Here is a 23,215-nt window from a genome sequence, read left to right on the forward strand (position 1 = left end):
GGTGGGGGCCCGGGTGCTGGGTACCCGAGCACTGAGCTGAGATCAGTCGCGCCGGGCCAGCGTGGGTGCGCCAGCGTGCTCAGTCCCGTCCGGTCGCGCGCATCGTGATGTTGATCCGGCCCCCGCCGAGGTCGCTCAGCCGTGCCGCCTCCGGTGCCGTTCCCGGGTGGATCCGCGTCACCCCGTGGTAGGCGAACCGGGCGGGTCCGCCGAAGACGAAGGCGTCGCCCGAGGCGAGGCGGATGTCCTCATACGGCCGGTTCTTCGTCTCCGTGTTCCCGAAGCGAAACGTGCACGAGTCGCCCAGGGAGAGCGAGACGACCGGGGCGGGATCGTGCTCGTCCTTGTCCTGGTGCATGCCCATTTTCGCCGACTCGTCGTAGTAGTTGACGAGCGCGACGTCGGGGGAGTACGCATCCGGGTCGAGACCCCAGGAGGCGGGTACGGGGCTGGGGGAGTCGGGGTCGGCGGCGACCGCCTCGGCGGTGGCCGCGATGACCTGACGTCCCAGCCGGGTCATCCAGTCGGGGAACGGGAGGACGCGTTCGTTGTTGACGTCCTTGGCTTCCCGGTCGTAGCGGCCGGGACGCCAGTGCCAGCCGAGTCCGATCGTCGTCACGCTCATCGGGTGCCCGCGGATCGTCGTCGCGTGTGCCGGGACGGGTCCCGCGCGCCAGGCCGCGTACTGCCGAAGGATCCACGCCTGCGCCGCGTCGTCGAGGAAACCGGGGAGCCAGACCGCGCCCGGGGCGACGACCCGGGCCGCGCGATCGAAGGCGTCGTCGGCGAAGAGGGAGTCCATCGCCGGGCTCAGAGCTCGGAGAGGGGCACCGCCTCGTCGGCGAGCTTCGCGGTGTCGACCTGCTTGCCGATGAGGGCGCGCAGCTCGTCGCTGACGTCCCAGATGTTGACGTTCATCGCCGCGGTGAGCGTGCCGTCCTTCGTCCAGAAGACGATGAACTCGCCGGAGTCCTTATCGCCGCGGATCGTCACCTCGTCGTCTCCGGAGCCGTGGCCGACGTACTCCATGCCGAGGTCGTACTGGTCGGTGAAGAAGTACGGCTCCCAGTCGTAGACGGCGCTGCCGCCGGTGAGCGTCGAGGCGGCGACATCGGCCTGGCGCACCGCGTTGTCCCAGTGCTCGACGCGGATGCGGGAGTCGAGTCGGGTGTTGAAGGCGTTGGCGATGTCACCGATGGCGAGCACGTTGCCCTCGCTCGTGCGCATCCGCTCATCGGTGGGAACGCCGTTGTCGACGTCGATCCCGGCCGCCTCGGCGAGGTCGACGGTGGGGTCGGCACCGATGCCGATGACGACGAGATCGGCGGGGATGTCTCCCTGCGTGGTCTGCGCGGTCTCGACGGCGCCGTCGCCGGTGAAGCCGGTGACCTCGGCGTCGCCGAAGAACGTCACCCCGTGGGAGACGTGGAGCTCTTCGAAGTACCTCCCCATCTCCTCACCGAGGACGGCCTTGAGCGGAGGGGCGTCGCGGACGACGACGGTGACCTCGGAGCCGTGGGAGCGGGCGGCAGCGGCGACCTCGAGTCCGATCCAGCCGCCGCCGACGATGACGACCTTCCGTCCCTCGCCGAACTGAGAGCGGATGGCGACGGCGTCACCAGCGCTGCGGAGCGTGTGGACGTTGGCGAGGTCGGCGCCGGGGACGTCGAGGGTGCGCGGGGTCGATCCGGTCGCGAGGATCGCCTGCCCGTAGGAGAGCTCATCGCCGGAGGCGAGGGTGACGGTCCGCGACGCGGTGTCGAGTTTCGTGGCCGCGTCGGCGAAGAACGTCTCGACGTCGTGGGCGGCGTACCAGTCCTCGCCGCGCAGCTCGGAATCGCCGGGGTCGGTGTCCTCGAGCATGAGCTTCTTCGACAGGTCGGGACGGTAGTACGGGGGCAGGGGGTCGGCGCCGACGAGTGCGATCGTGCCGGCGAAGCCGTCGTTCCGCAGCGACTCGACGACCTGACCTCCGCCGATGCCGGCTCCGACGACGACGATTCCGAATTCCTGTGCCATGTCCGCTCCTTCTCAACAGTGGTGTCAGTCACAGCCTGTACTGCCGTGGGGTGAGAGTCAAACAGCGGATCGACATGGTGGGTTGTCTCGCAGGCCGCCTGTCCTCCCCAGGCTTCGCCGAGGCGGTCGTCACGTGATTTTGTGCAACACGGGTGGTCGGGGCTAAAGTTGATCCCTGTCAGGGGCTATAGCTCAGTTGGTAGAGCGCTTCGTTCGCAATGAAGAGGTCAGGGGTTCGATTCCCCTTAGCTCCACCCCATGAAGTGTCGCGACATCGTTCCTACGGTGTCGCGACACATTGCTCTTCTGTCGACAGAGATCACGGTTCGAAGCGGCGACAACGGGTTCTCTGTGGTTGCGACAGTCAGACCTCCAACGCTTCGACAGGCGCACAGGCGCTAAGTGCGAGCTTACGTGGTGTCTCCGAGATCGAATACAGGGTCGAGGTACGAAGACACCAGTGCCATCTGCTCATCGAGGTCCGCTTCGCAGACTGCTTCCAGTCGCTCCTTGCGACGCCACGCTGCCCATTTAGCCTGCCCGATCCGCCCGTAGCCGACGACGTGTGGCGCAACGGGTTCGAGGGTGACGCCGCGGTAGCGGGCAACGGCCAGAGCGGAGCGGAATAGCTCGTCACTGTCGATGCCCTGCCGGCCGAGCTGGACGATGTCGACGTAGTCGCGCCACCTCGTGCTCGTGATGCCCCGCTCCAGGATGGTGACGCCCTTCTCGGCGATCGTGGTTTCGGGTGCATAGCCGAAGAGCACGATCGGGTCTCCCAAAATGCGGTCGATGCGTACCTGCCGAGGCGCGGGCACTATCGGATCTCCGGTGGAGACATCCCACGGCGCGGTGCCCTTCCACGGTCCGATCGACGCACCGACCCGCACCCGGAAGCCTGGGTAGTCGGCGTGCTCGCGGATCTCCTGCACACTGAGCGAGCCGAGATCGAACGCTACCCCGTCGCCGGTCTCGATGGCATTGATGTCGTGGACGACCTCAATGAGGTGATCGGCGGTGACGTCGGCTCCGATGGCATTCGCGTCGGCGTCTTTGGTCGGACGACGTACACCGTAGGCGGCCAGCAGGATCCCGCCTTTGAGCACGAAGTCCTCGGCATGAGCAGTGCGGGAGAAGCGATCGAGGAACGATTCCAGCGTGTGCCGGATCAGATATTCCTGCGTCGGCGCACCTGTCCCAACCTTCGTGCCCGCGGCGCGTGCCGCGGATTGGACGCGGCGGAACACTTCATCGCCCGTACTCACGACAGCGCCTCCAAAGCCTGAAGCACGGGAGATTTCGCGCGAGGAAGCCGAGAGGAGATCTCCATGAGCCGAGCAGGTTTCCCGCCACGACGCAGCCACTCCTTCAGCGACTCCCGCGCCAGCTCATACCCGACCTCGCCCCGCAGTCGGAACGCGTCAGCGATCGATCGCTCAGGCGAATAGATCCGGATCGCCTGATCCGTGCCCGGAATCAGGATCTCCTCACGTCCGATGTCAAATGTGGACCGGTCGAACTGATGCCAGGCGATAGCACCATCGCTCGCCGGTGTGCGCGACCCACGCGGGATCGCGACATCCAAAGCGGCGGGGATCACATCTGTCAGATCGTGGTGAGCAAGTGCTGAGGCCAAACAGATCGTCGCATTCGGGCGACGAGCAGCGGCCTCGATCCAGTCCCAGTCCGCCGCAGCCGCATCCGCCGGAAGGTATATGCCCCGCGCGACTCGCGCCAGTCGCCCCTCGCGAACCGCACGGTACAGCCCGCTGCGTGACATGCCGGCTTCCTCGGCCGCGCTCGGCCTCAACGTCGCCATCGTCGCCACCCTTCAAATGATACAAACTGTATACACGTAAGCATATCTGATGACGAATTGTGCCACGACGGGCGGCCGAGAGGAAGCATGCGTCCAACCCGCCGCCAATGCCCCGTCGACGCGACCGATGGCAACCGGCAGGTGTGGCATCTGCCGGACCCGCATAGTGTTCATGGCCCGCCTGTGAACGCCGCCGACCGAGGGTTGCCTGCGACTCTTCGGGCCTCGTGCGGTTTGAGTCGTCGTCCAGTGCAGGACCGCCTGGCATGTGCGAGGGATCGGCCCTTCCCGACAATCGGGTCAGCGCACTGGTTCGTCCGAGGCGCCGATTTCGTGGTGACTGCGCTGGGCGAGAACGGCGACGCCCACCGCGGCGGTCCATACGGTCAGTGTGTCGAACGAGAGGCGTTCGGCGATGCCGAAGCTCAGTCCCGGAATCGCGGCCCCGTCGAGCGCGAGAAGGAACGCTGCGAACCCGATGACCGAGACGATGACGGTCGCGATCGTCAGCCCTCGGAAGAGTCCGCGGCCGGCCGAGACGGCGAGGAGGATCATCGCCACCCACTGTGCGAGGGCCTGGATTGCGGCAGCACTGTCGTGGAGGCCCGGTTGGAGATCCCATGGCGCGAAGCCGACGACCACGACACAGGCCCCCACCACGGCCATGAGAATCGTCCCTACGCGACCGGATCGGCCGGACCAGCGTCCGTGGAGGAGGATAGCCCCGAGCGCCGTGAGGACACCGGAGGCGACCATGCCGATGTTGAACACGGCGAACCACGGTGAGCACACCTCTCGAGGCTGGCCGCCTTCGGTGAACAGGCCGCAGACGGTGACTCCGAGATCGCTGATCGCATTCGCCGTCACGGAGTAGCCCTGCGGCCACTGCACGGCGACGACGAGCTGGATCGGCAGAAGCACGGCACTGGCCACCCACAGTACGGCTCCGATGCGCCATCGCTGAGTCATCACGTCCCACCCTTCCGCCGGAGCATCCGAACCATCGCGCCGTGCTCGCCGGTGCGGCTCGACTGACCGTGGGGCTCCGATGGGTTCATCGTAGGGCACCGATCGGCGGCGGCACCCTTCCGACGCAGTCGGTGCGTGTCGTGTGGTGTCCGGTTCCGGCAAGGTGACTCGCCGGCGGGGAGGAGCGCGGAACATCGGCGGATCTCGGGCACAATCGTGTCCATGACCTTTTCACCAGGCAAGCGAGGGCGCGGAAGGTCGACGACTCCGCGCGCCCTCTTCATGAGCGGTCTTCTCGGCTTCGCCGGGACCATGCACTTCATCCGACCGCAGCCGTTCGATTCGATCGTTCCGCCCAGCCTCGGCAACCGGCGCGCCTGGACCTATGCCAGCGGCGTCGCCGAGATCGGCTGCGCGGCACTCCTCGCCGTTCCCGCCACCCGACGCCTCGGCGGTGCGGCGACGGCGGCGCTCATGGTCGCTGTGTATCCAGCCAACATCTACACCGTGGTCAAGCACTGGAAGTCACCGATGGGCCGCGCGATCGCGCTGGCCAGGCTGCCCCTGCAGATCCCGCTCGTGCAGATGTCATGGGCAATCGCCCGCAACGGCGACTGACTCCTTGGGAGTGGCTGTGACTGCGTATGAAAAGGCGACCGCGCAGTCTGTCTGCCCGGTGGTACTTATAGTCCATGGACATCGCGATCGCTTCCCCAGACGCGGATATCGTCTGCGCACAGTTAGCCGAGGTTGACGGATTTCGATTCGAATGCTGGGGAGAGCGGGCAGGACAGCGTCTTCCGGGTACGGTGCGTGTGCGGGACCTCGGGGAGCTCGACGAGGAGCTTGCCATGGCGGGCCTGCAGGCGATTCCGACCATCGCGATCGATGCGATGCGACGTGATCGCTCGAGGCCGGGCACGGTCTACGCGACGTCCGTGATCTCTGTCAGTTGATCTCAGGCAGGCGCGACGATGCTCCGCAGAATTGCTGTGATGCCGCCTCAGCTCAGACTGATGAGCTTTCCGCTCTTCGACAGCTCCGGATCCGTGCAGGACGACAGGTCGAAGCAGCACGGCCGACGCTTGCCGTTCTCGAGCTTGTCGATGGCAACGCCGACGCGCTTGGCGCGGGTCGCCTCGCTCTTCGTCGCCTTGATCCAGCGCACCCACTCCCAGCGGGCCATCGGGGTGAGGCTCTCCCAGATGTCATCGAGATCGCCGGCCTCATCGAGCGCCGACCGCAGATCCTCGGGAACGACGACCTCCGGCCACGCCTTGGTCGGGGTGAGCGAGACATGCACGGACTGACCGTCGCTCAGCCCCGTCTGGTCGTCGAGGTTGAGCCAGTGCCCCCTCATTCCGTCGGGTTCGACGACGGTAGGGAACTCTGCCCCGTCGACGACCGCCTCGGCGGCCACCTGACCGCGTGAGGGCAGCTCCGCACTGGCCTCGGCCGGCAACCGGACGAGGACGCGGTCGCCGAGGGTCTCCACCTCGGCGTCGAACGTGATCTCTGCCTGCTTCGTCGTCGTCATGGTTCTCCTCAAGTTGAACCGGATATGGGGGGGGTGAGCCGCCCGGAGGCGGACGGATCTGACAACTCCAGGATAGCCTCGGCGGATCAGCGGGGACTTCTCGATTCCTGACGGATGCGGCCGGGCGCACGAGCTGTCAGGCCGTGGCACGGCAGCTGCATCGGAGATGCGAACTGTGAATTGACTTTTCCTGAACACTGTTCAATGATCTGGGCATGACGATGATGACGACTCTGGCCGAACGCGCCTGTGCCGGTGACCCTGCGACCGCCGAGGAAGCACTGACGATCCTCCGCTCCGCCGACGACGAACTCCTCGACCTCGTCGCCGCCGCCGGACGCGTCCGGCGGCACTTCTTCGGCCGATCGGTCAAGGTCAACTACCTCGTCAACCTCAAGTCGGGACTCTGCCCCGAAGACTGCGGCTACTGCTCCCAGCGTTTGGGCTCGGACACCGAGATCCTCAAGTACTCGTGGCTGCCGGGCGACGAAGCCCGCCGGCAGGCGGAGTTCGGGCTGGCCGGAGGCGCCTCCCGCGTCTGCCTCGTCGCCAGCGGTCGCGGTCCCTCGAACCGGGACATCGACCGGGTCGCGGCGATGACCGAGGACATCAAGGCGAACAATCCCGAGGTCGAGGTCTGTGCGTGCCTCGGCTTCCTCAAGGACGGTCAGGCCGAGCGCCTGCGCACCGCCGGGGTCGACGCCTACAACCACAACCTCAACACCGCGGAGTCGAACTACGCGGAGATCTGCTCGACCCACACCTTCGCCGACCGCGTCGACACCGTGCAGCAGGCACGCACGGCCGGACTCTCCCCGTGCTCGGGACTCATCGTCGGGATGGGGGAGTCCGACGAGCAGATCGTCGAGGCGATCCTCGCCCTGCGCGACCTCGACGCCGATTCGATCCCGGTCAACTTCCTCATCCCCTTCGAAGGCACGCCGTTGGCCGGCACCTACGAGCTCACCCCGCAGCACTGCCTGCGCATCCTCTGCGCCGTGCGGCTGATGTGCCCCGACAGCGAGCTGCGCATCGCCGGCGGACGGGAGATGCACCTGCGCACCCTCCAGCCGCTCGCCCTCCACGTCGCGAACTCCCTCTTCCTCGGCGACTACCTCACCAGCGAGGGACAGGACGCCGAAGCCGACCTCGACATGATCGTCGACGGCGGCTTCTCCATCATCGGTCACGAGAGCGCCGAGGCGCTGCGGGACCGGGTGCGCGCCGAGAAGGCCGCGCACACCGCCGCCTTCGGCGCAGCGGAGCCGGCCGACGAGGCCGCACCCGCCTCGACCCTGCCGTGCGGGAAGACCGTCCCGAGCGGAGCCTCCGACGACGGCCGTGAGAACGTGCTCGTCCCGACCATCCGCCGTCGCGGCGCCGGCACCACGGTCTCACCGAATGCGTGAGACCGAGGAGGCCGCGAGCCTGCACTCGCGGGAGCGGGGACTGCTCTGGCATCCCTACGGGGCCCTGGCCGACGGGTCGCACTTCGCCGTCTCCGGTGCCTCCGGCCCCCGCGTCGACCTCGTCGACCGGGACGGGACGACGCTGACCGCCCTCGACGGGATGAGCTCGTGGTGGTCCGTCGTCCACGGATACCGCAACCCGGTGATCGACGACGCCCTCGCCCGGCAGCTGCAGACCTTCTCCCACGTGATGTTCGGCGGGCTCAACCACGCCCCGGCCGTCGAACTCGCCGAACGCCTCGTCGCCGTCACCCCGAGCGGCCTCGACCACGTCTTCCTCGCCGACTCCGGTTCCGTGTCGATCGAGGTCGCCCTCAAACTCGCCGTCCAGTACCAGCAGGCACGCGGCCGCGACCGAGGCCGCTTCCTCGCCCTGCGCGGGGCCTACCACGGCGACACCACCGGCGCGATGAGCGTGTGCGACCCCATCGCGAGCATGCACGCGGACTTCCATGCCGTCCTCCGACCGCAGATCTTCGCACCGCTGCCTCCGGCTCCCGGCGCCGACGACGCCGAGGTCGACCAGTGGTGCGAGGCCGTCGACGCCCTCTGCGACAGGCACGGCGACGAATTCGCCGGGATCATCGTCGAACCCCTGTTCCAAGGGGCCGGCGGGATGCGGCCCTACCATGTCCGTGCCCTCCAGCACCTCCACGCCCGGGCCCGCGACCTCGGCGCTGTCTTCATCGCCGACGAGATCGCGACGGGATTCGGGCGCACCGGGACCGCGTTCGCGTGCGACCGAGCAGGGATCACCCCGGACATCATGTGCCTGGGCAAGGCCCTCACCGGCGGGTACATGACCCTCGCCGCGCTCATGTGCACCGGGGAGGTCGCCGAGGTGATCTCGGAGTCGAGCCGGCGCGCCCTCATGCACGGTCCGACCTTCATGGCCAACCCTCTGGCGTGCACCGCGGCCCGGGCCTCCCTCGACCTCCTCTTCGCCGAGGACGAGGACGGTGAGCCCGCATGGGCGCAGGCGATCGCCCGCCTCAACGAGAGGCTGCGCACCCTTCTGCGCCCCGCCGAGGCGCTGCCCGGGGTCGCCGATGTGCGCATCGTCGGCGGCATCGGAATCCTCGAGATGGACGAGCCCGTCGACATCGATACGGTCACCCGCACCGCCGCCGCCCACGGAGTGTGGCTCCGCCCCTTCCGCACCCACATCTACACGATGCCGCCCTACATCGCGACGAGCGCCGACGTCGCACAGATCGGGACCGCGATGGTCGCCGCCGCAGGAGGCCGCCCGTGACCGCAGCCCCGACCGTCACCGTCCCCACCGGCACCGCCCCCTCGGACAACCGGATCCTCGACCGTCTGCGCGAGCAGTCCGCGCAGCGCCATGCTCAGGGCCTCGACCGCGTCGACGCCGGCCCGCGCGGTCTCGACCTTGCCTCGAACGACTACCTCGGCCTCGCCGATCATCCCCGGGTCCGCGCCGCCGCCCACGAGGCGATCACCGCGCTCGGCACCTCGGCGCGGGCCTCCCGGCTCGTCACCGGAACCACGCAGGCCCACCGCGACGCCGAGGCGGCACTGGCCGAACTCACGGGCCGCGAGTCCGGGCTCGTCCTCTCCTCCGGATATGCGGCCAACCTCGCCGCCGTCACGGCGCTCAGCGGCCCCGACTGCCTCATCGTCTCCGACGCCCACAACCACGCCTCCCTCATCGACGCGTGCCGCCTCTCCCGGGCATCCGTCCAGCGCACACCGCATCTCGACCTGGCAGCGACCGAACGGGCACTCGCCGAGCGGAACTGCTCCGAGGCGATCGTCCTCGTCGAATCCGTCTACTCCGTCCTCGGCGACACCCCCGACCTCCCCGCACTCCTCGAGCTGTGCCGGACCCACGACGCCCTCCTCATCATCGACGAGGCGCACGGCCTCGGCGTCGTCGGCGAGGGACGCGGCGCTTCCCGGTCGCTCGGCGAGGACGACCGTGTCATCGTCACGGCCACCCTGTCGAAGGCGCTCGGCTCACAAGGCGGAGCGGTGCTCGGACCCGCGACCATGCGCGACGCCCTCGTCAACACCGCGCGGACGTTTATCTTCGACACCGGACTCGCCCCCGCGGCCGCGGCCGCCGCGACGGCGGCGCTCCGACTCATCGCCGCGGGAGAGGCGCCGGTCGAGGGCCTAGCCGAGAATCGGCGCCGGCTGACCGCGGCCCTGGGAATAGCCGAACCGGTCGGAGCGGTCGCCTCCCTGCCGATGCCGTCGGCATCGACCGCTGTCGCCGCCCGGGACGAGATCGCACGCCGCGATGTCAGCGTCGGCTGCTTCCGGCCTCCATCCGTGCCCGACGGCATCTCCCGACTGCGCATCACGTGCCGGGGAGACCTGAGCACGGAGCAAATCGATGACGCGGCCGCCCTCATCCGCACCGTCGCCGACGCCGCGGCAACGGAGACAGGATGAACCGCTACGTCGTCGTCACCGGCACCGACACGGGGGTGGGCAAGACCGTGGCCACCGCGGCCCTCGCGGTGCGTCTGCGCCGGGCCGGCCACCGAGTGCATATCCGCAAACCGGCCCAGACCGGACTCGTCGCCGCCACCGATCCGCGCCGCAGTTCCCTCGAAGCCTCGTACACCGACGTCGTCACCTGCGGGGACGCCGAGATCGCCGCACGCCTCTCCGGGGCACCGTCGTCGACGGCGGTGACCCTCACGCTGCCCATGGCTCCCGCGGCGGCCGCGGAGCATGAGGGCGTGGTCCTGCCGACGCCGCGAGACCACGCCGAGGCGATCGTTTCGCTCGCGCACCGCATGACCGAGGAGGCGGGGGTGGGGGAGGCCGCGTCAGGGGCGGCTGCCGTCGGGCCCGGACGGCCCGGGCCCTCCGCGCATTGGGACAGCGTCATCCTCGTCGAAGGAGCCGGAGGTCTGCTCGTCGACCTCGGCGGGGGAGGCACCCTGGCCGACATCGCCGCAGAACTCGCCGACCTCGACCCGGCGGCGGGCCTGGCCGTCATCGTCGTCGTCCGCACCGGACTCGGCACCCTCAACCACACGGCGCTCACCTGTGAGGCGCTGCGCACCCGGGGCCTGCCCGTGAGAGGCATCGTCCTCGGCTCCTGGCCGGGGAATCCCACCCCGGTGGAGGTGGACAACCGGCGTCGACTCGGGGAGTACGGGCCGGTCATCGGCGCCGTCTCGGACGGCGCGGGCACGCTCGACCCGGAGGCGTTCGCCGCCGCGGCCCCGGCTTGGACGGCGTTCGACTGACCAACCCCGGCCGGTCGAACGCCGTCACCGGTCAGCCGACGCTGCGACCGCTCCATTCCGGGGTGGAGCGGTCCACCTCGGCGATGCGCTCAGCGATCTCCTTCGGGAACTCGACGGCCCGATCCGCGTTCTGGTCGACGTGGAGGGCGAGGATCTCCTCGGTCGCGACGACGCGGTCGTCGACGAGCATCTCGTAGGCGAGATGAAGCTTCTTCGCCCCCGCCGAGAAAAGCTGCGGGCGCACAGTCAGCGTCGCCCCGAGCGAGACCTCGTCGAGGTAGCGGATATGCGACTCGACGGTGTAGAGGGAGCAGCCGCTCGCCTTACGATAGGCGGCATCGAGACCGAGCTCGTCCATGACCTGATCGGTCGCGAAGCCGAAGACGAGGACGTAGTACGCCTCGGAGAGGTGCCCGTTGTAGTCGATCCACTCCTCACGCACCGGCGTCGAATAGTCGGCGAGCTGCCGACCCCGAGCAGTCGCTGTCGCCGAAGCCGTGGCAGCTTCCGCCGTCGAGGCACTGACCGCTTCGGTCGCCGAGGCGACGGCCGACTCCGGAGGCTCCGGAACGTCTGGTGCATCCGAAGCAGCCGACGTCGGCCTGTCCGCGGTGAGCCTGCGCAGGGCGACGATGCCGGCATCGCGTTCGGCGACGAGATCGGCGATCGACCGCTCGTCGGCCTCGTCCTCGCACCCGGCGACGACGGCGTCGCGCAGACCCGTCGTCAGCTCGGGGGCCTCGAGCCGGGTCCACGGGGACTTGAGCGAGGGGCCGAAGTGGTCGAGCATGTGCCCCATCCCGCCGGGCCCGCCGGCGAGGTGGAAGGTGAGCATCGGCCCGTGGAACGGCCAGCGCAGGCCGGGTCCGTCCGTGATCGACCGGTCGATCTGCTCGACGCTCGCCTCACCGGCTGCGACCATGTGCAGGGCCTCGCGCCACTGCGCCTCCTGGAGGCGGTTGGCGATGAACCCCGGCACCTCACGGTCCATGCGGATGACGGACTTCCCGATGAGGTCGTAGAACTCCGCTGCCCAGTCGACGGCCGCGGGCGCGGTCGCCTCCCCGCCGACCACCTCGACGAGGGGGATGAGGTAGGGCGGATTGAACGGATGCCCGACGACGAAGCGCTCGGGGCGGGCCACCTCGGTGGCCATCTCCGTCATCGCGTACCCCGACGTCGAGGAGCCGACGACCACCGAGGCGGGGGTGAGCGCGTCGATGTCGGCGAGCAGCTGCCGTTTGAGGTCGAGGTTCTCCGGGGCCGACTCCTGGACGAAGTCGGTGCCGGCCAGCGCCTCGGCGAGGTCGGTGTGCACCGTCCACGCATTCCGGTCGGCACCGTCGACCATGTTGAGTTCGGCCAGGGCCGGCCATGCGGCGTCGATGAGGCGGGCGAGCCTGTCCCCGGCGTTCGGGTCGGGGTCCCACACCTTGACGGTGAACCCGCGGGCGAGAAAGTAGGCGGCCCAGCCGCCGCCGATCGTGCCCGCCCCGATGCACGTGATCGTGCGGACGGAGCCGGGGTCGGGGAAGGAGGTGTCGGTCACAGATCGGCTCCCTTCGCGGTCGGGGTCTGCACGCGGAGATCGAGGATCTCGCGCGCCTCGGCGGGGGTGGCGACCTCGGCCCCGAGGTCCTCGATGATCGAGACGGCACGGTCGGTGAGCGCCTCGTTCGTCGCCTTGACGCCCTTGGAGATGTAGAGGTTGTCCTCGAGGCCGACGCGGGCGTGACCGCCGGCGAGGACGGACTGCGCGACCCACGGAAGCTGGTTGCGTCCGATCGCGAACGACGTGAACTCGGCCCCCTTGGGCAGGAGATGGACCATCGCCTGGAGGAGGCCGGCGTCGACCGGGGCGCCGTAGGGGATGCCCATGCACAGCTGGTAGAGCGGCGGCGGATCGATGAGCCCCTCCTCGACGAGGACGTTGGCGAACCAGAGGTTGCCGGTGTCGAAGATCTCGAGCTCGGGGCGGACGCCGAGCGTCTGGATCTTCTTCGACCCCTCGCGAAGCATGTCGGGGGTCGAGACGTAGAGGTTCGAGCCCTCACCGAAGTTGAGCGAACCGCAGTCGAGGGTGCAGATCTCGGGCAGGAGCTCCTCGACGTGGGGGAGACGCTCGAGGGCATTGACGAGATCGGTGCCGGGCATGTGCGTCGTCGGATCCTGCGGGTCGATGACGAGGTCACCGCCCATGCCGGCGGTGAGGTTGATGACCGGGTCGACGTCGGAGGCGCGGATGAGGCGGACGACCTCCCGGTAGTAGGCGACCTCCCGCGAGCCCTGCTTGGTCTCGAGGTCGCGGACGTGGATGTGGACGACCGACGCGCCCGCGCGGGCGGCGGCGATCGCATCGGCGGCGATCTCCTCGGGGGTGACCGGCACGTGCTCACTCTTGCCCGTCGTATCGCCGGCGCCGGTGACGGCGCACGTGAGGATGACCTTGCGATTCATGATGACTCCTCGTCAGTCGGTGGATGGGTCGGTTGTGCCGGGCGCGATGATCGCCCGCTGTACGTAGTCCTCGAGACGGTCACGGAACGTCGGGACGTCCATGATCCCGGTGACGACCTTGATGCCGAGTCCGTCGAGGACGGAGGTGAGCTCGTCGGTCATCGGTCCGGAGTCTCCGGGACGGAACACTCCGCGGGCCTGGCCGTCCTCGATCGTCGCCCGCACCGTGCGCGACCACCGGTCGTAGCCGGCCGGATAGGCCGATTCGTCGGGATCCTCGACGGCGAGGCGACTCCACGTCTGGATCCAGATCGACCACTCGCTGCGGGCGCGGGGACCGATCGGGGACTGCAGCTCGAGGAGCCGCTCGAGGCGACGCCTGGGGGAGACGATCTCATCGAGCCACGCGACCTGCCGGTCGAAGGCGAGCTTGACCGAGAACTCGAGGGTGGCGTCGAAGAGTTCGGACTTGCCGTCGAAGTGGTAGTGCACGGCCGCGCTCGAGACTCCGGCCGCCTCGGCGATGTCGGCGATGCGCACCGCGTCGTAGCCGCGGCGGGCGAAGAGATCCCAGGCGGTTTCGACGATGAGACGCCGCGGCGAATCCGGATCGACGGCGGCGGCCGGGGCCGCGTCGCGCAGCCCGGTCGGCACGGCCGAGACCGTCGATTCGTCTCCGAGCAGCCAGCGCACCGTCACCCCGGTCGCCGTGGCGAGGCCGAGGAGCTCTTCGGCGGTGAACCTGCGCCGACCCGAGAGCGACTTCGACAGCTTCGTCTCGTCGATGCCGATGACTCGAGCGAGATGACGCTGGGACAGTCCGCTCTCGGCGACGGACTCCCGTGCTCGAGCGGCGATCGTGGCAGCCATGCTTCGAACCTACCCGAGCCCCTGCGGGAATCGCAAGCATATGTGATGAGAAGTCAGAACTTGCGATCGGTGGATTCGGGAATCGCCGGGCGGTCGCGGTCCGGTGGTCGGTCGTTCCGGGTTGCGTTCGCCCCGCCGACCTCCCGCAGCGGATATCCTCGAACGGATGAACACCACGCACTCACCCTCGGAGGCACCCATGGACACCGATCTCCACTCCCGCATGCACGTCGTCTCCGATGAGACCCAGAACCTCGTCAACCTCGTCCTCGACTACTCCCGACGCCGGACCCTGTCCGTCGACACCCCGCTCGACCATCCGATGAAGGATTCCGAGCTCACCCGCCTCGCCGGTCCGACGATCAGCGAGGAGGGCGTGGGATCGGCGCGGGCGCTGGCGATCTTCGAGCACATCTTCGCTCCTGCCTGCATCACCACCGACCACCCGAAGTACCTCTCCTTCATCCCCAGCGCACCGACGAAGGCCGCCGTCGCCTTCGACCTCGTCGTCTCCGCCAGCGCCCTCTACGGCGGATCGTGGCTCGAGGGCGCCGGAGTCGTCCACGCCGAGAACGAGGTCCTCTCGTGGCTCGCCGCCGAGTTCGGTCTGCCGAAGACCGCGGGCGGCGTCTTCGTCCAGGGCGGGACGATCGGCAATCTCTCCGCCCTCGTCGCCGCCCGTGAGGCCCAGAAGGCGAAACTCGGGGACAAGCGCCCCGGCCGCTGGGTCATCGTCTGCAGCGCCGAGGCGCATTCCTCCGTGGCCTCGGCCGCCGCCGTCATGGACGTCGACGTGGCGCCCGTTCCCACCGACGACGACGGCATCCTCCGCCCCGACGGGGTGCGTGCGGCCCTCGAGGAGCACGGCGACGCCGTCATCGCCGTCGTCGCGACCTCGGGCACGACGAACTTCGGGACGATCGACGACATCGCGGGCATCGCCGCCTTGAAGAAGGAGTTCGACTTCTGGCTCCACATCGACGGCGCCTACGGCCTCGCGGCGATGCTCTCCCCGCTGGCCAAGCACAAGTTCGCCGGCGTCGAGGATGCCGACTCGGTCATCGTCGACCCGCACAAGTGGCTCTTCGCCCCCTTCGATGCCTGTGCGCTCATCTACCGCGACCCGCGCAACGGGCGCCGCGCCCACACCCAGCACGCCGAGTACCTCGACACGCTCACCGAATCCGACGAGTGGAGCCCCTCGGACTATGCGATCCAGCTCACCCGCCGGCCCCGCGGCCTGCCGCTGTGGTTCTCCCTGGCCAGCTATGGGGCGGAGACCTACCGGGCGGCGATCAGCCATTCGATCGAGCTTGCCCGCGAGATCAGCACCGAGATCAGGAAGCGGCCCAACCTCCGCCTCGTCCGCGACCCCGAGCTCTCGGTCGTCGTCTTCGAACGCGTCGGCTGGGAGCGCGCGGACTACGATGCGTGGTCGGACCGGCTTCTCGAAGAGCAGCGGGCCTTCGTCGTGCCCAGCTCGCACAAGGGCAAGCCGAATGCGCGGTTTGCGATCGTCAATCCGCTGACAACCTTCGACGACCTCGTCGACATCCTCGACACGATGGAATGAGGCTCATCGGCACCGTGCGTGCCCGATGACGACGGCGACCGGCCGGGTGCCCGCAACGGGCACCCGGCCGGGGCCGTTCACTCGTCGGGCGAGGCCGTGCGGCGGGGGCGGAGTGCGACGGTGAAGAAGGGCAGCAACGCCTGGGTGATCGGTCCGATGCTCACCGCGTAGAGGGCGGTGCCGATGCCGACGACTCCGCCGAGCGCCCACCCGACGGCGACGACGGTGACCTCGATGAGTGTGCGCACGAGGCGGATCGAGCGTCCCGTGACGCGGGAGAGGCCGGTCATGAGGCCGTCGCGGGGTCCGGGCCCGAGCTGAGCCCCGATGTACATCGCCGAGGCGACGCCGTTGAGGACGACCCCTGCGACGAGGAGGACGATGTTCCACCCCAGCGCCTCGGGGCGGGGGAGGAAGAGGAGCGTGAGGTCGAGCGCGGGACCGATGCTCAGCGCATTGAGCACGGTGCCGAGCCCTGGCTGCTGTCGCAGCGGGATCCAGGCGAGGAGGACGAGCACCGAGGTGATCGTGATGATCGTGCCGAAGGTGAGCGGGACGTGGCGGAGGATCCCCGAGTGGAGGACGTCCCAGGGGATCATGCCGAGACCGGAGACGACGACCATCGCCATCGACGCGCCGTAGAGGTAGAGGCCGACGACGAGCTGGAGAAGCCGGCGGGGGAGTCGGCCGCCTCGGAGCTGTTCGAGGGGACCGGCGTTCGCCAGTTCCCGGCGCTGCGGTGGAGTCGTGGGCATGGAGTGCTCTTTCGGTGGGGTCTGTGGTCTCGTCACCCCATCATGGACCGGATTGGCATTGCGAAAAAGAGCCAATTGCAGGAAAGTGGTTCCATGACAACGATGAGCGCCCGACGACTCGCAGCCATCATCGGCACGGGACCGTGGCCCGCCCCGGCCTACGACTCCCTGGCCGGGACGATCGCCCACGCCATCACCGACGGCCGCGTTCCCGTCGGCGTGCGCCTGCCGAGCGAACGGGAGCTCGCCGCGGCGCTCGGCCTGTCGCGGACGACGTCGACGCGGGCCTATGCCCAGCTGCGCGAACTCGGCTACGTGCGCACCCGGCGCGGCTCGGGCAGTCTCGTCGAACTGCCGCAGGTGCCCGGCGGCAGGATCGATCACCTCCTCTCACCGACCGGTCCCGCCGCCGACGGGATCGACCTCACGTGCACCGCCACCGTCGCCCCGATCGGACTCCTCGACGCCTACGAGCGGGCGCTCACCCAGCTCCACGCGTACCTTCCCGGCACGGGGTACTACCCGTCGGGGATCCCGCAGCTGCGCGAACTCATCGCCGACCGGTACACCCGCCGCGGCCTGCCCACCCGTCCCGACGACATCCTCATCACCTCCGGGGCGCTCGGTGGTGCCGCCATCGGCATCCGCGCGCTGCTCAACGGCAGCGGCGGCGTGCTCGTCGAGAGTCCGAGCTACCCGAATGCGATCGCGACGATCGCCGCCGCCGGCGCCCGCATCGTGCCCTATCCGCTCGAGATCACCGAGGCGGGACACCACTGGGACGTCGCGGCGATGGGGCAGACGATGCGCGAAGGGCGAGTGCGCGCCGCCTATCTCATCCCCGACTTCCACAACCCCACCGGTGCCCTCATGCCGACCGAACAGCGCGCCGAACTCGCCGAGGAGCTCACCCGCTCCTCCGTCGTGCCTGTCATCGACGAATCCCTCGTCGACCTCGGCCTCGACGGGACTGCACCGCAGACCCCACTCGGTGCATTCGCGCCCGACGCGATCTCCGTGGGGAGCATGAGCAAGGTCTTCTGGGGCGGCCTGCGCATCGGCTGGATGCGGGTGCCCGCGTCCCGAATGGACGACGCCGCGGCCGTGCGCCTCACCCTCGACCTCGGGGCACCGGTGCTCGAACAGCTCGTCGCCGCAGAGCTGCTCGGCGCCGACGACGCGATCCTCACGCAGATGCGCGCCCGCCTCGCCGTCGCCCGTGACCGACTCGTCGACGACCTCCGGGCGCTCCTGCCGAGCTGGCACGTCGTCGTCCCGTCCGGGGGCATGGCCCTGTGGGTGCGCCTGCCCGAGGAGCGCTCCGGAGCCCTCGTCTCCACTGCGCTCGCGCATGGGCTCACGCTCGCCTCAGGGCCGAACTTCGCCCCCGCCGGTGGTCTCGACCGCTGGATCCGCGTGCCCTTCACCGTCGCCGAGGCGGAGCTTGCCGACGTCGCCCCCCGCCTGGCCGCGGCGTGGGAGGATGCACAGGCGATGCCCGATCCGCGCCCAGCCGATCGCGCGCGGATCGTCGCATGAGCACCGGCGCGGCTGCCGTCTCGGAGTGGCTGACCCGGCATACGGCGCCGGCCTGTCTCGGTGCCATCGTCATCGGCGTGCTGCTCGGCAGGCTCGTTCCCGGCGCCGGCGAGGCGGCTTCAGTCCTCGTCACACCGGCCCTGGTCGTCCTCCTCGCCACGACGTTCACCGAGATCCCGCTCGAACGGCTCACCGGGATGCGCGGTGGGGGACGCTTCGCCGTCACCGTCCTCGTACTCAACTTCGTCCTCGTCCCCCTCGTCGTCGCGGGCCTTCACTGGGCGATCCCGCTGCCGAGCACGATCGTCGTCGCCGTCCTCATCGTCCTCCTCGCCCCGTGCATCGACTACGTCATCGTCTTCACCGGCCTCGCCGGCGGCGCAAGCGCACGTCTGCTCGCGCTCACCCCCGTTCTCATGGTCGTCCAGATCGTCCTCCTTCCGGTCTGGCTGCGCCTCATCCTCGGTGAGCGTGCGACCGTGCTCATCACCCCGGGCCCGTTCCTCGCGGCCCTCGTCACCTTCATCGTCGTCCCCCTTCTCGCCGCGCTCGTCCTCCGTCTGCTCGCCCGCCGCTCGGCCGGTGCCCGACGCACCCTCAGCGTCAGCGAGCACGTGATGATGCCGGTCATGCTCCTCACGCTCATCGTCATCGCCGCCGCCGAGGTGCGCACCGTCCTGCCGTACCTGCCCGACCTCGGACCGGCGGTCCTCGCCTGCGTCCTCTTCGCAGCCGTCATGGTCGGCCTCGGGTGGGCCATCGGCCGGGTGGTGCTCGCCGACGGAGGAGAGAGGCGAGCGCTCGTCTTCACCGGGGTGACCCGCAACTCCCTCGTCGTGCTTCCGCTCGTCCGCGCCGTCGATCGTGAGGGACCCGGCACGGCCGCCGTCGTCACGCAGACCCTCGTCGAACTCGTCGTCATGGCTGTCCTCGTCTGGCTCGTCCCGCGGATGGTCTCCTCAACTGCGATGTCCGAAAACCGCTAGCTCTGGTCTCCTGGGAGGAGCAGAATAGCCGTATGCTCACTTCGGACCAGTGCTATCAGGCGGTGACCGGACGCGACCGGCGCTTCGACGGAATGTTCTTCACCGCCGTGGCGACGACCCGGATCTTCTGCCGACCCTCGTGTCCGGCACGCACCCCGCTGCGGGAGAACGTCGACTTCTTTCCGACGGCTGCGGCCGCGGTCGAAGCAGGGTATCGGGCATGTAAGCGCTGCCGCCCCGATGTCAGCCCCGGTTCCCCGGACTGGGACGTCCGCGCCGATGTCAGCGCCCGGGCGTTCCGCCTCATCCGCGACGGTCTCGTCGACCGCGCCGGGGTCTCCGGCCTCGCCTCGGCGCTCGGCTACAGCAGCCGCCAACTCGGACGCGTCCTCCACGCCGAACTCGGTGCCGGCCCCCTGGCCCTGGCCCGCAGCGAACGAGTGCGCACTGCCCGGACCCTCGTCGAATCGACGGGGATGACGATGAGCGAGGTCGCCTTCGCCTCGGGATTCTCGAGCATCCGACAGTTCAACGACACGTTCAAGGACACGTACGGCATGGCCCCGGGTCGGCTGCGCACGGGTGCGGCTCCCGCCCGCGCCGACGACCTCGCGGTACGTCTGGCGTACCGTGCCCCCATTGACCTCGACCGCCTCTTCGCCTACCTCAGGCTGCGCGAGATCCCCGGAGTCGAGGACATCGGTGCCCATCACTACAGTCGGTCGCTGCGCCTCGCCCACGGGCCCGCCGTGATCACGCTCATCCCAGGCGACGGCGACTTCGTCACCTGCCGACTGCGCCTGACCGACACCCGGGACCTCGGGGCGGCCGTGGCGCGGGCGCGACGCATCCTCGACCTCGATGCCGACCCCGCCGCGGTGCACTCGACCCTCACCGACGCCGGGCTCGGCGACCTCGTCGGCCCAATCCCGGGCATCCGCTCGCCCGGGCACGGGGAACCCGTCGAACTCGCCATCCGCACCGTCCTCGGGCAGCAGATCTCCGTGCGCGCCGCCCAGACCCACCTGCGCCGACTCGTCGAGACCGCAGGGGAGGGCCTGCCCGAGGAGCTGCGCTGCGGCACCGTCGACCGGATCTTCCCCACCCCCGAGGCGATCACCGAGCTGACCGATGATGACTGGGCGCTGCCTCGGCGACGGATCGCGACCCTGCGGACATTGGCGCGAGCACTCGCGGACGGGACCATCGACCTCGGTCCGGGCACCGACCGGGATGAGGCGGCCCGAGCTCTGCTCGCCCTGCCAGGGATCGGACCGTGGAGCGTCGGCTACATCCGGATGCGCGCACTCGGCGACCCCGATGTCCTCCTCGCCTCCGACCTCGGAGTGAGAAAGGCCCTCGATGCCCTCCCGGTGCCGCTCACCGACGGGCAGCTCGCGGCTGCCCGACCGTGGCGGTCCTACCTCACCCACCTGCTGTGGGCAGCCCACGCGGGATCGGTGCACCGCTGATGACCACACCCACCGGCCCAGCGCCGACCTCACCAGACCAGACCATCCCAGCCGCGACATCCCAGAGAGGAACCGCCATGCGCTTCTCCGCACCGAACACCGACGTCCTGCACTTCACCGCCATCGACTCACCCGTCGGGGAGATCCTCCTCACTGCCGACGACGAGCACCTCACCGGTGTCTATCTCGACGGCTTCGACTCCGTCCTTGAGAGGCTCTCTCTGCGCACCGGCGCCGAGGCGGTCGAGAGTCCCGACCTTCCCGTCCTCGTCTCGGCGTCTGCGCAGCTGGGGGAGTACTTCGCCGGACAGCGGACGACCTTCGAGCTGCCTCTTGCCCCGTCAGGCACCGACTTCCAGCTGCAGGTGTGGGAGGCGCTGACGACGATCCCGTTCGGCACCACAGCCGGCTACGGCGAACTCGCCAGGTGGATCGACCGTCCCAGGGCCTCGCGGGCGGTCGGTGCGGCGAATGGGAGGAATCCGATCAGCATCATCGTGCCCTGCCATCGGGTCATCGGCGCCAGCGGCGCGCTCACCGGCTACGCGTGGGGAGAGGAGCGCAAGCGCACGCTGCTCGACCTCGAAGGAGTGACGGCCCGCCGATGACGACCGCGCGGTCTGGATCCGCATGGCATGGATCGATCCGTACCATGCGGACCGACACCGAGCGGTTGCCTCGGAGCGGTGCCGCGACTCACCTGGGAGAGAACGTTGCGCCGCAACTGACCCGGACGAGCAGGGCTATAGGACAGAAAGTGTGTCTCGGATCAGGCTCGTGCCCAGCAATCCCAACGGCAATACCCGGTTTGCTTAGCTGATCGGGCTTAGCATCGATGGGGTGCTTGCAATCGACGTACATGCGTGATCTGTCAAACAAGGCTGAAGAAGAACGGCACGACCAGTGCTGGTACACCGAGGTACCGGTGCCCGAACTGCGGGGCCAGCAGCACCGGTACACGGGCCGTATCGACACGAAGAACCGAGCTGCGGGTCTTCCTCGACTGGCTACTCGGTCCCGCACCACAGACGGCTGTCGATCACTTCGGGTCGACCCGAACCTTCCGCCGCCGCACTCAATGGTGCTGGCGAATCGCCCCGACCGTGTCAGCGACTGGGGAGATCCATGACCAGATCATGCTCGATGGCACCTATTTCAACGGGTGGTGCGTCCTCATCGCCTACACCGGGGAGAAGGTCATTCACTGGCAGTGGTGTGATCGGGAGAAGACCGCGTCCTGGACGGCGTTGATCGCCCGTATCCCTGCCCCGAGATACGCCGTCGTCGATGGCAACGGTCCTTTGACCACTGTGATCGAGACGCTGTGGCCAGATACCCGCATCCAACGGTGTTTCTTCCATATCCGGCAGGCCGGACACCGGCACCTGACCCGGAATCCGAGCTTGCCGGCCAACCAGGAACTGTTGCGCCTGTACCAGGCGCTGCCGCGGGTTGACTCCCGCGATCAAGCAGCAGCGTGGTTGGCGGCGTTCGCGTCGTGGGAGGCGAAGTGGTCAAGGTTCCTCAAACACCGCACCAGGGCCAAAGACGCTGGTGCGAGGCCGGCGCATGTCCGTCGTGGACAGTCGTGGTGGTACACGCATCTGCGGACCCGTCGAGCGTATTTCTTCCTCTCACGGATCATCGCGAAAGGACACTTGTTCACCTGGTTGGATGCCGCTGACGAGGGTATCGAGCTCGCGCGGACGACGAACGCGTTAGAAGGCGGGATCAATGCGGGCATCAAAGGACTGCTGCGGGCACACCGCGGGTTGAGTGAGGGGCATGCCCGGCGTGGGGTGGACTGGTTCCTCTTCGAGAGGTCTCATCAGGCCGGGACGGGGTGGTCCTTGGTCGGGCCGGAGCATTGGGCACCGCCGAAGCGTGTGCGTGCTCCTCGTGAGGAGCCGATCGGACCGGTGGAGTACGGGACAGGGTTCTCGTGGGAAGACGGCATCGGCATCCAGAAGGGGTGGGGAGGACGACGCGGGTGACGCGCCCGGAAAAGACACACTTTCTGTCCTATAACCCGACGAGCACGCTGCGCTGCGGCACTGACCTGCGAGAACGACGAAGGCCCCGGACCGATCGGTCCGGGGCCTTCGCCCTGCGGTGGAGGTAAGGGGATTCGAACCCCTGACCTTCTCCATGCCATGGAGACGCGCTACCAACTGCGCCATACCCCCGCTTGCCTGATCAATATTACTCAGGCGGGGGCCACACGCCAAATCGACGGGAAGTGACGCTCGGCACAGTGGTGCACGGCTCAGGCGATCGGCCTCTGCGCGACGAAGAGGTCGAGGTCGCGGTTGCGCCGTGCCTCGAGCTCCTCACGACGGGCCTGGGCGCTGAGCTCGGCGATGCGGCGGTTGAGTGCGGCACGGGACGCCTGCGTCGCGTCGGCCTCGGGTCGTCTCGCCCAGGCAACGAGACGGAGACCGGCGGACAGGGCCACACGTCTGGGAAATGTGAATGCGAATGTAGTGGACACAATTGTTCCTTTGTGTTTTTCGGGCAGGG

23 protein-coding genes and 2 tRNA genes are annotated in these 23,215 nt (G+C 68.9%); 13 read left to right on the top strand and 12 right to left on the bottom strand.

The genetic code is table 11. From position 1 onward, the window contains the following. Window positions 1-79: 79 nt before the first annotated feature. Both ACQ1RG_RS12375 and ACQ1RG_RS12380 read right to left on the bottom strand, forming a co-directional pair. Complete coding sequence (locus ACQ1RG_RS12375) at window positions 80-802, bottom strand: alpha-ketoglutarate-dependent dioxygenase AlkB (RefSeq protein WP_063249805.1); 723 nt, start codon at window positions 800-802, stop codon at window positions 80-82. 8 nt (window positions 803-810) lie between these two features. Further along, on the bottom strand, window positions 811-2,019 hold the full coding sequence (locus tag ACQ1RG_RS12380; RefSeq protein WP_009375462.1) for an NAD(P)/FAD-dependent oxidoreductase: 1,209 nt from the start codon (window positions 2,017-2,019) through the stop codon (window positions 811-813). A gap of 181 nt (window positions 2,020-2,200) precedes the next feature. Here ACQ1RG_RS12380 and ACQ1RG_RS12385 point away from each other — a divergent pair. Beyond that, a tRNA-Ala gene (locus tag ACQ1RG_RS12385) sits at window positions 2,201-2,273 on the top strand. A gap of 156 nt (window positions 2,274-2,429) precedes the next feature. Here the strand turns inward: ACQ1RG_RS12385 and ACQ1RG_RS12390 are convergent. The 3 genes from ACQ1RG_RS12390 to ACQ1RG_RS12400 all read right to left on the bottom strand — a co-directional run bounded on the left by ACQ1RG_RS12390 (window position 2,430) and on the right by ACQ1RG_RS12400 (window position 4,807). Next, window positions 2,430-3,284, bottom strand: a complete 855-nt coding sequence (locus ACQ1RG_RS12390) for a nucleotidyl transferase AbiEii/AbiGii toxin family protein (RefSeq protein WP_101623842.1) — start codon at window positions 3,282-3,284, stop codon at window positions 2,430-2,432. Beyond that, window positions 3,281-3,838 (bottom strand): type IV toxin-antitoxin system AbiEi family antitoxin domain-containing protein, encoded by a 558-nt coding sequence (locus tag ACQ1RG_RS12395; RefSeq protein ID WP_063249806.1) that lies wholly within the window; start codon window positions 3,836-3,838, stop codon window positions 3,281-3,283. Before ACQ1RG_RS12395 ends, ACQ1RG_RS12390 begins: the two co-directional genes overlap by 4 nt. 300 nt (window positions 3,839-4,138) lie before the next feature. Beyond that, on the bottom strand, window positions 4,139-4,807 hold the full coding sequence (locus ACQ1RG_RS12400; protein WP_144589078.1) for a DUF998 domain-containing protein: 669 nt from the start codon (window positions 4,805-4,807) through the stop codon (window positions 4,139-4,141). 222 nt (window positions 4,808-5,029) lie between these two features. Here ACQ1RG_RS12400 and ACQ1RG_RS12405 point away from each other — a divergent pair, with 222 nt between their 5' ends. Further along, complete coding sequence (locus tag ACQ1RG_RS12405) at window positions 5,030-5,425, top strand: DoxX family protein (protein ID WP_063249819.1); 396 nt, start codon at window positions 5,030-5,032, stop codon at window positions 5,423-5,425. Window positions 5,426-5,499: 74 nt separating this feature from the next. Beyond that, a complete protein-coding gene (locus ACQ1RG_RS12410; RefSeq protein WP_144589076.1) occupies window positions 5,500-5,763 on the top strand; it encodes a hypothetical protein in 264 nt (87 codons plus the stop codon). A gap of 47 nt (window positions 5,764-5,810) precedes the next feature. Here the strand turns inward: ACQ1RG_RS12410 and ACQ1RG_RS12415 are convergent, their stop codons facing one another. Further along, entirely contained in the window at window positions 5,811-6,344 is a 534-nt protein-coding gene (locus ACQ1RG_RS12415; RefSeq protein WP_101623840.1) for a YdeI/OmpD-associated family protein, read from the bottom strand. A 215-nt stretch (window positions 6,345-6,559) separates the two neighbouring features. Between ACQ1RG_RS12415 and bioB the strand changes: the two genes are divergently transcribed. The 4 genes from bioB to bioD are packed head-to-tail and all read left to right on the top strand — an operon-like array spanning window position 6,560 to window position 11,043. Further along, complete coding sequence (bioB, locus tag ACQ1RG_RS12420; RefSeq protein WP_063249809.1) at window positions 6,560-7,753, top strand: biotin synthase BioB; 1,194 nt, start codon at window positions 6,560-6,562, stop codon at window positions 7,751-7,753. Beyond that, complete coding sequence (gene bioA, locus ACQ1RG_RS12425) at window positions 7,746-9,068, top strand: adenosylmethionine--8-amino-7-oxononanoate transaminase (protein WP_144589074.1); 1,323 nt, start codon at window positions 7,746-7,748, stop codon at window positions 9,066-9,068. The genes bioB and bioA overlap by 8 nt, the downstream gene beginning before the upstream one ends. Next, a complete protein-coding gene (locus ACQ1RG_RS12430; RefSeq protein ID WP_009375499.1) occupies window positions 9,065-10,234 on the top strand; it encodes an aminotransferase class I/II-fold pyridoxal phosphate-dependent enzyme in 1,170 nt (389 codons plus the stop codon). Before bioA ends, ACQ1RG_RS12430 begins: the two co-directional genes overlap by 4 nt. Continuing rightward, window positions 10,231-11,043 carry an ATP-dependent dethiobiotin synthetase BioD gene (gene bioD / locus ACQ1RG_RS12435; RefSeq protein ID WP_430600146.1) on the top strand — a complete coding sequence of 271 codons (813 nt, stop codon included), beginning with the start codon at window positions 10,231-10,233 and terminating at the stop codon, window positions 11,041-11,043. Before ACQ1RG_RS12430 ends, bioD begins: the two co-directional genes overlap by 4 nt. A 31-nt stretch (window positions 11,044-11,074) precedes the next feature. Here the strand turns inward: bioD and ACQ1RG_RS12440 are convergent, their stop codons facing one another. The 3 genes from ACQ1RG_RS12440 to ACQ1RG_RS12450 are packed head-to-tail and all read right to left on the bottom strand — an operon-like array spanning window position 11,075 to window position 14,370. After that, window positions 11,075-12,592: a 3-hydroxyacyl-CoA dehydrogenase NAD-binding domain-containing protein gene (locus tag ACQ1RG_RS12440; RefSeq protein ID WP_063250619.1), complete on the bottom strand. Its 1,518-nt coding sequence runs from the start codon at window positions 12,590-12,592 to the stop codon at window positions 11,075-11,077. Continuing rightward, a complete protein-coding gene (locus ACQ1RG_RS12445) occupies window positions 12,589-13,500 on the bottom strand; it encodes a 3-keto-5-aminohexanoate cleavage protein (protein WP_009375510.1) in 912 nt (303 codons plus the stop codon). Before ACQ1RG_RS12445 ends, ACQ1RG_RS12440 begins: the two co-directional genes overlap by 4 nt. A gap of 12 nt (window positions 13,501-13,512) precedes the next feature. Then, the gene (locus ACQ1RG_RS12450) at window positions 13,513-14,370 is read right to left on the bottom strand and encodes a TetR family transcriptional regulator (RefSeq protein ID WP_009375514.1); all 858 of its coding nucleotides are present in this window, start codon (window positions 14,368-14,370) and stop codon (window positions 13,513-13,515) included. A 199-nt stretch (window positions 14,371-14,569) separates the two neighbouring features. Here ACQ1RG_RS12450 and ACQ1RG_RS12455 point away from each other — a divergent pair, with 199 nt between their 5' ends. Beyond that, window positions 14,570-15,943, top strand: a complete 1,374-nt coding sequence (locus ACQ1RG_RS12455; RefSeq protein WP_009375516.1) for a pyridoxal phosphate-dependent decarboxylase family protein — start codon at window positions 14,570-14,572, stop codon at window positions 15,941-15,943. A 77-nt stretch (window positions 15,944-16,020) separates the two neighbouring features. Here ACQ1RG_RS12455 and ACQ1RG_RS12460 read toward each other — a convergent pair whose 3' ends face one another. After that, window positions 16,021-16,698 carry a YczE/YyaS/YitT family protein gene (locus ACQ1RG_RS12460; protein WP_009375518.1) on the bottom strand — a complete coding sequence of 226 codons (678 nt, stop codon included), beginning with the start codon at window positions 16,696-16,698 and terminating at the stop codon, window positions 16,021-16,023. Between the two features lie 93 nt (window positions 16,699-16,791). Between ACQ1RG_RS12460 and ACQ1RG_RS12465 the strand changes: the two genes are divergently transcribed. The 5 genes from ACQ1RG_RS12465 (at window position 16,792) to ACQ1RG_RS12485 (ending at window position 22,689) form a co-directional block, all read left to right on the top strand. Next, on the top strand, window positions 16,792-18,237 hold the full coding sequence (locus tag ACQ1RG_RS12465; protein ID WP_040340988.1) for a PLP-dependent aminotransferase family protein: 1,446 nt from the start codon (window positions 16,792-16,794) through the stop codon (window positions 18,235-18,237). Next, window positions 18,234-19,223: an arsenic resistance protein gene (locus ACQ1RG_RS12470; protein ID WP_009375521.1), complete on the top strand. Its 990-nt coding sequence runs from the start codon at window positions 18,234-18,236 to the stop codon at window positions 19,221-19,223. Before ACQ1RG_RS12465 ends, ACQ1RG_RS12470 begins: the two co-directional genes overlap by 4 nt. A 32-nt stretch (window positions 19,224-19,255) precedes the next feature. Then, window positions 19,256-20,695: an Ada metal-binding domain-containing protein gene (locus ACQ1RG_RS12475; protein ID WP_009375523.1), complete on the top strand. Its 1,440-nt coding sequence runs from the start codon at window positions 19,256-19,258 to the stop codon at window positions 20,693-20,695. Window positions 20,696-20,772: 77 nt separating this feature from the next. Next, a complete protein-coding gene (locus ACQ1RG_RS12480; RefSeq protein ID WP_009375525.1) occupies window positions 20,773-21,303 on the top strand; it encodes a methylated-DNA--[protein]-cysteine S-methyltransferase in 531 nt (176 codons plus the stop codon). Between the two features lie 255 nt (window positions 21,304-21,558). Then, window positions 21,559-22,689 (top strand): IS1249 family transposase, encoded by a 1,131-nt coding sequence (locus tag ACQ1RG_RS12485; RefSeq protein WP_144589524.1) that lies wholly within the window; start codon window positions 21,559-21,561, stop codon window positions 22,687-22,689. A 119-nt stretch (window positions 22,690-22,808) separates the two neighbouring features. On the opposite strand, the gene ACQ1RG_RS12490 is transcribed toward ACQ1RG_RS12485, so the two are convergent. Then, a tRNA-Ala gene (locus ACQ1RG_RS12490) sits at window positions 22,809-22,881 on the bottom strand. A gap of 80 nt (window positions 22,882-22,961) precedes the next feature. Beyond that, a complete protein-coding gene (locus ACQ1RG_RS12495) occupies window positions 22,962-23,150 on the bottom strand; it encodes a hypothetical protein (protein ID WP_009375526.1) in 189 nt (62 codons plus the stop codon). Window positions 23,151-23,215: the final 65 nt, after the last annotated feature.

Source organism: Brevibacterium sp. K72 (assembly GCF_050562175.1).
GTDB classification, from domain to species: domain Bacteria; phylum Actinomycetota; class Actinomycetes; order Actinomycetales; family Brevibacteriaceae; genus Brevibacterium; species Brevibacterium casei.

What these genes read in the sequence shown, in the direction of transcription:
- ACQ1RG_RS12375 (WP_063249805.1), bottom strand. Translation starts at nt 802, where the DNA reads ATGGACTCCCTCTTCGCCGACGACGCCTTCGATCGCGCGGCCCGGGTC.
- ACQ1RG_RS12380 (WP_009375462.1), bottom strand. Translation starts at nt 2,019, where the DNA reads ATGGCACAGGAATTCGGAATCGTCGTCGTCGGAGCCGGCATCGGCGGA.
- ACQ1RG_RS12395 (WP_063249806.1), bottom strand. Translation starts at nt 3,838, where the DNA reads ATGGCGACGTTGAGGCCGAGCGCGGCCGAGGAAGCCGGCATGTCACGC.
- ACQ1RG_RS12400 (WP_144589078.1), bottom strand. Translation starts at nt 4,807, where the DNA reads ATGACTCAGCGATGGCGCATCGGAGCCGTACTGTGGGTGGCCAGTGCC.
- ACQ1RG_RS12405 (WP_063249819.1), top strand. Translation starts at nt 5,030, where the DNA reads ATGACCTTTTCACCAGGCAAGCGAGGGCGCGGAAGGTCGACGACTCCG.
- ACQ1RG_RS12410 (WP_144589076.1), top strand. Translation starts at nt 5,500, where the DNA reads ATGGACATCGCGATCGCTTCCCCAGACGCGGATATCGTCTGCGCACAG.
- ACQ1RG_RS12415 (WP_101623840.1), bottom strand. Translation starts at nt 6,344, where the DNA reads ATGACGACGACGAAGCAGGCAGAGATCACGTTCGACGCCGAGGTGGAG.
- bioB (WP_063249809.1), top strand. Translation starts at nt 6,560, where the DNA reads ATGACGATGATGACGACTCTGGCCGAACGCGCCTGTGCCGGTGACCCT.
- bioA (WP_144589074.1), top strand. Translation starts at nt 7,746, where the DNA reads ATGCGTGAGACCGAGGAGGCCGCGAGCCTGCACTCGCGGGAGCGGGGA.
- bioD (WP_430600146.1), top strand. Translation starts at nt 10,231, where the DNA reads ATGAACCGCTACGTCGTCGTCACCGGCACCGACACGGGGGTGGGCAAG.
- ACQ1RG_RS12445 (WP_009375510.1), bottom strand. Translation starts at nt 13,500, where the DNA reads ATGAATCGCAAGGTCATCCTCACGTGCGCCGTCACCGGCGCCGGCGAT.
- ACQ1RG_RS12450 (WP_009375514.1), bottom strand. Translation starts at nt 14,370, where the DNA reads ATGGCTGCCACGATCGCCGCTCGAGCACGGGAGTCCGTCGCCGAGAGC.
- ACQ1RG_RS12455 (WP_009375516.1), top strand. Translation starts at nt 14,570, where the DNA reads ATGGACACCGATCTCCACTCCCGCATGCACGTCGTCTCCGATGAGACC.
- ACQ1RG_RS12460 (WP_009375518.1), bottom strand. Translation starts at nt 16,698, where the DNA reads ATGCCCACGACTCCACCGCAGCGCCGGGAACTGGCGAACGCCGGTCCC.
- ACQ1RG_RS12465 (WP_040340988.1), top strand. Translation starts at nt 16,792, where the DNA reads ATGACAACGATGAGCGCCCGACGACTCGCAGCCATCATCGGCACGGGA.
- ACQ1RG_RS12470 (WP_009375521.1), top strand. Translation starts at nt 18,234, where the DNA reads ATGAGCACCGGCGCGGCTGCCGTCTCGGAGTGGCTGACCCGGCATACG.
- ACQ1RG_RS12475 (WP_009375523.1), top strand. Translation starts at nt 19,256, where the DNA reads ATGCTCACTTCGGACCAGTGCTATCAGGCGGTGACCGGACGCGACCGG.
- ACQ1RG_RS12480 (WP_009375525.1), top strand. Translation starts at nt 20,773, where the DNA reads ATGCGCTTCTCCGCACCGAACACCGACGTCCTGCACTTCACCGCCATC.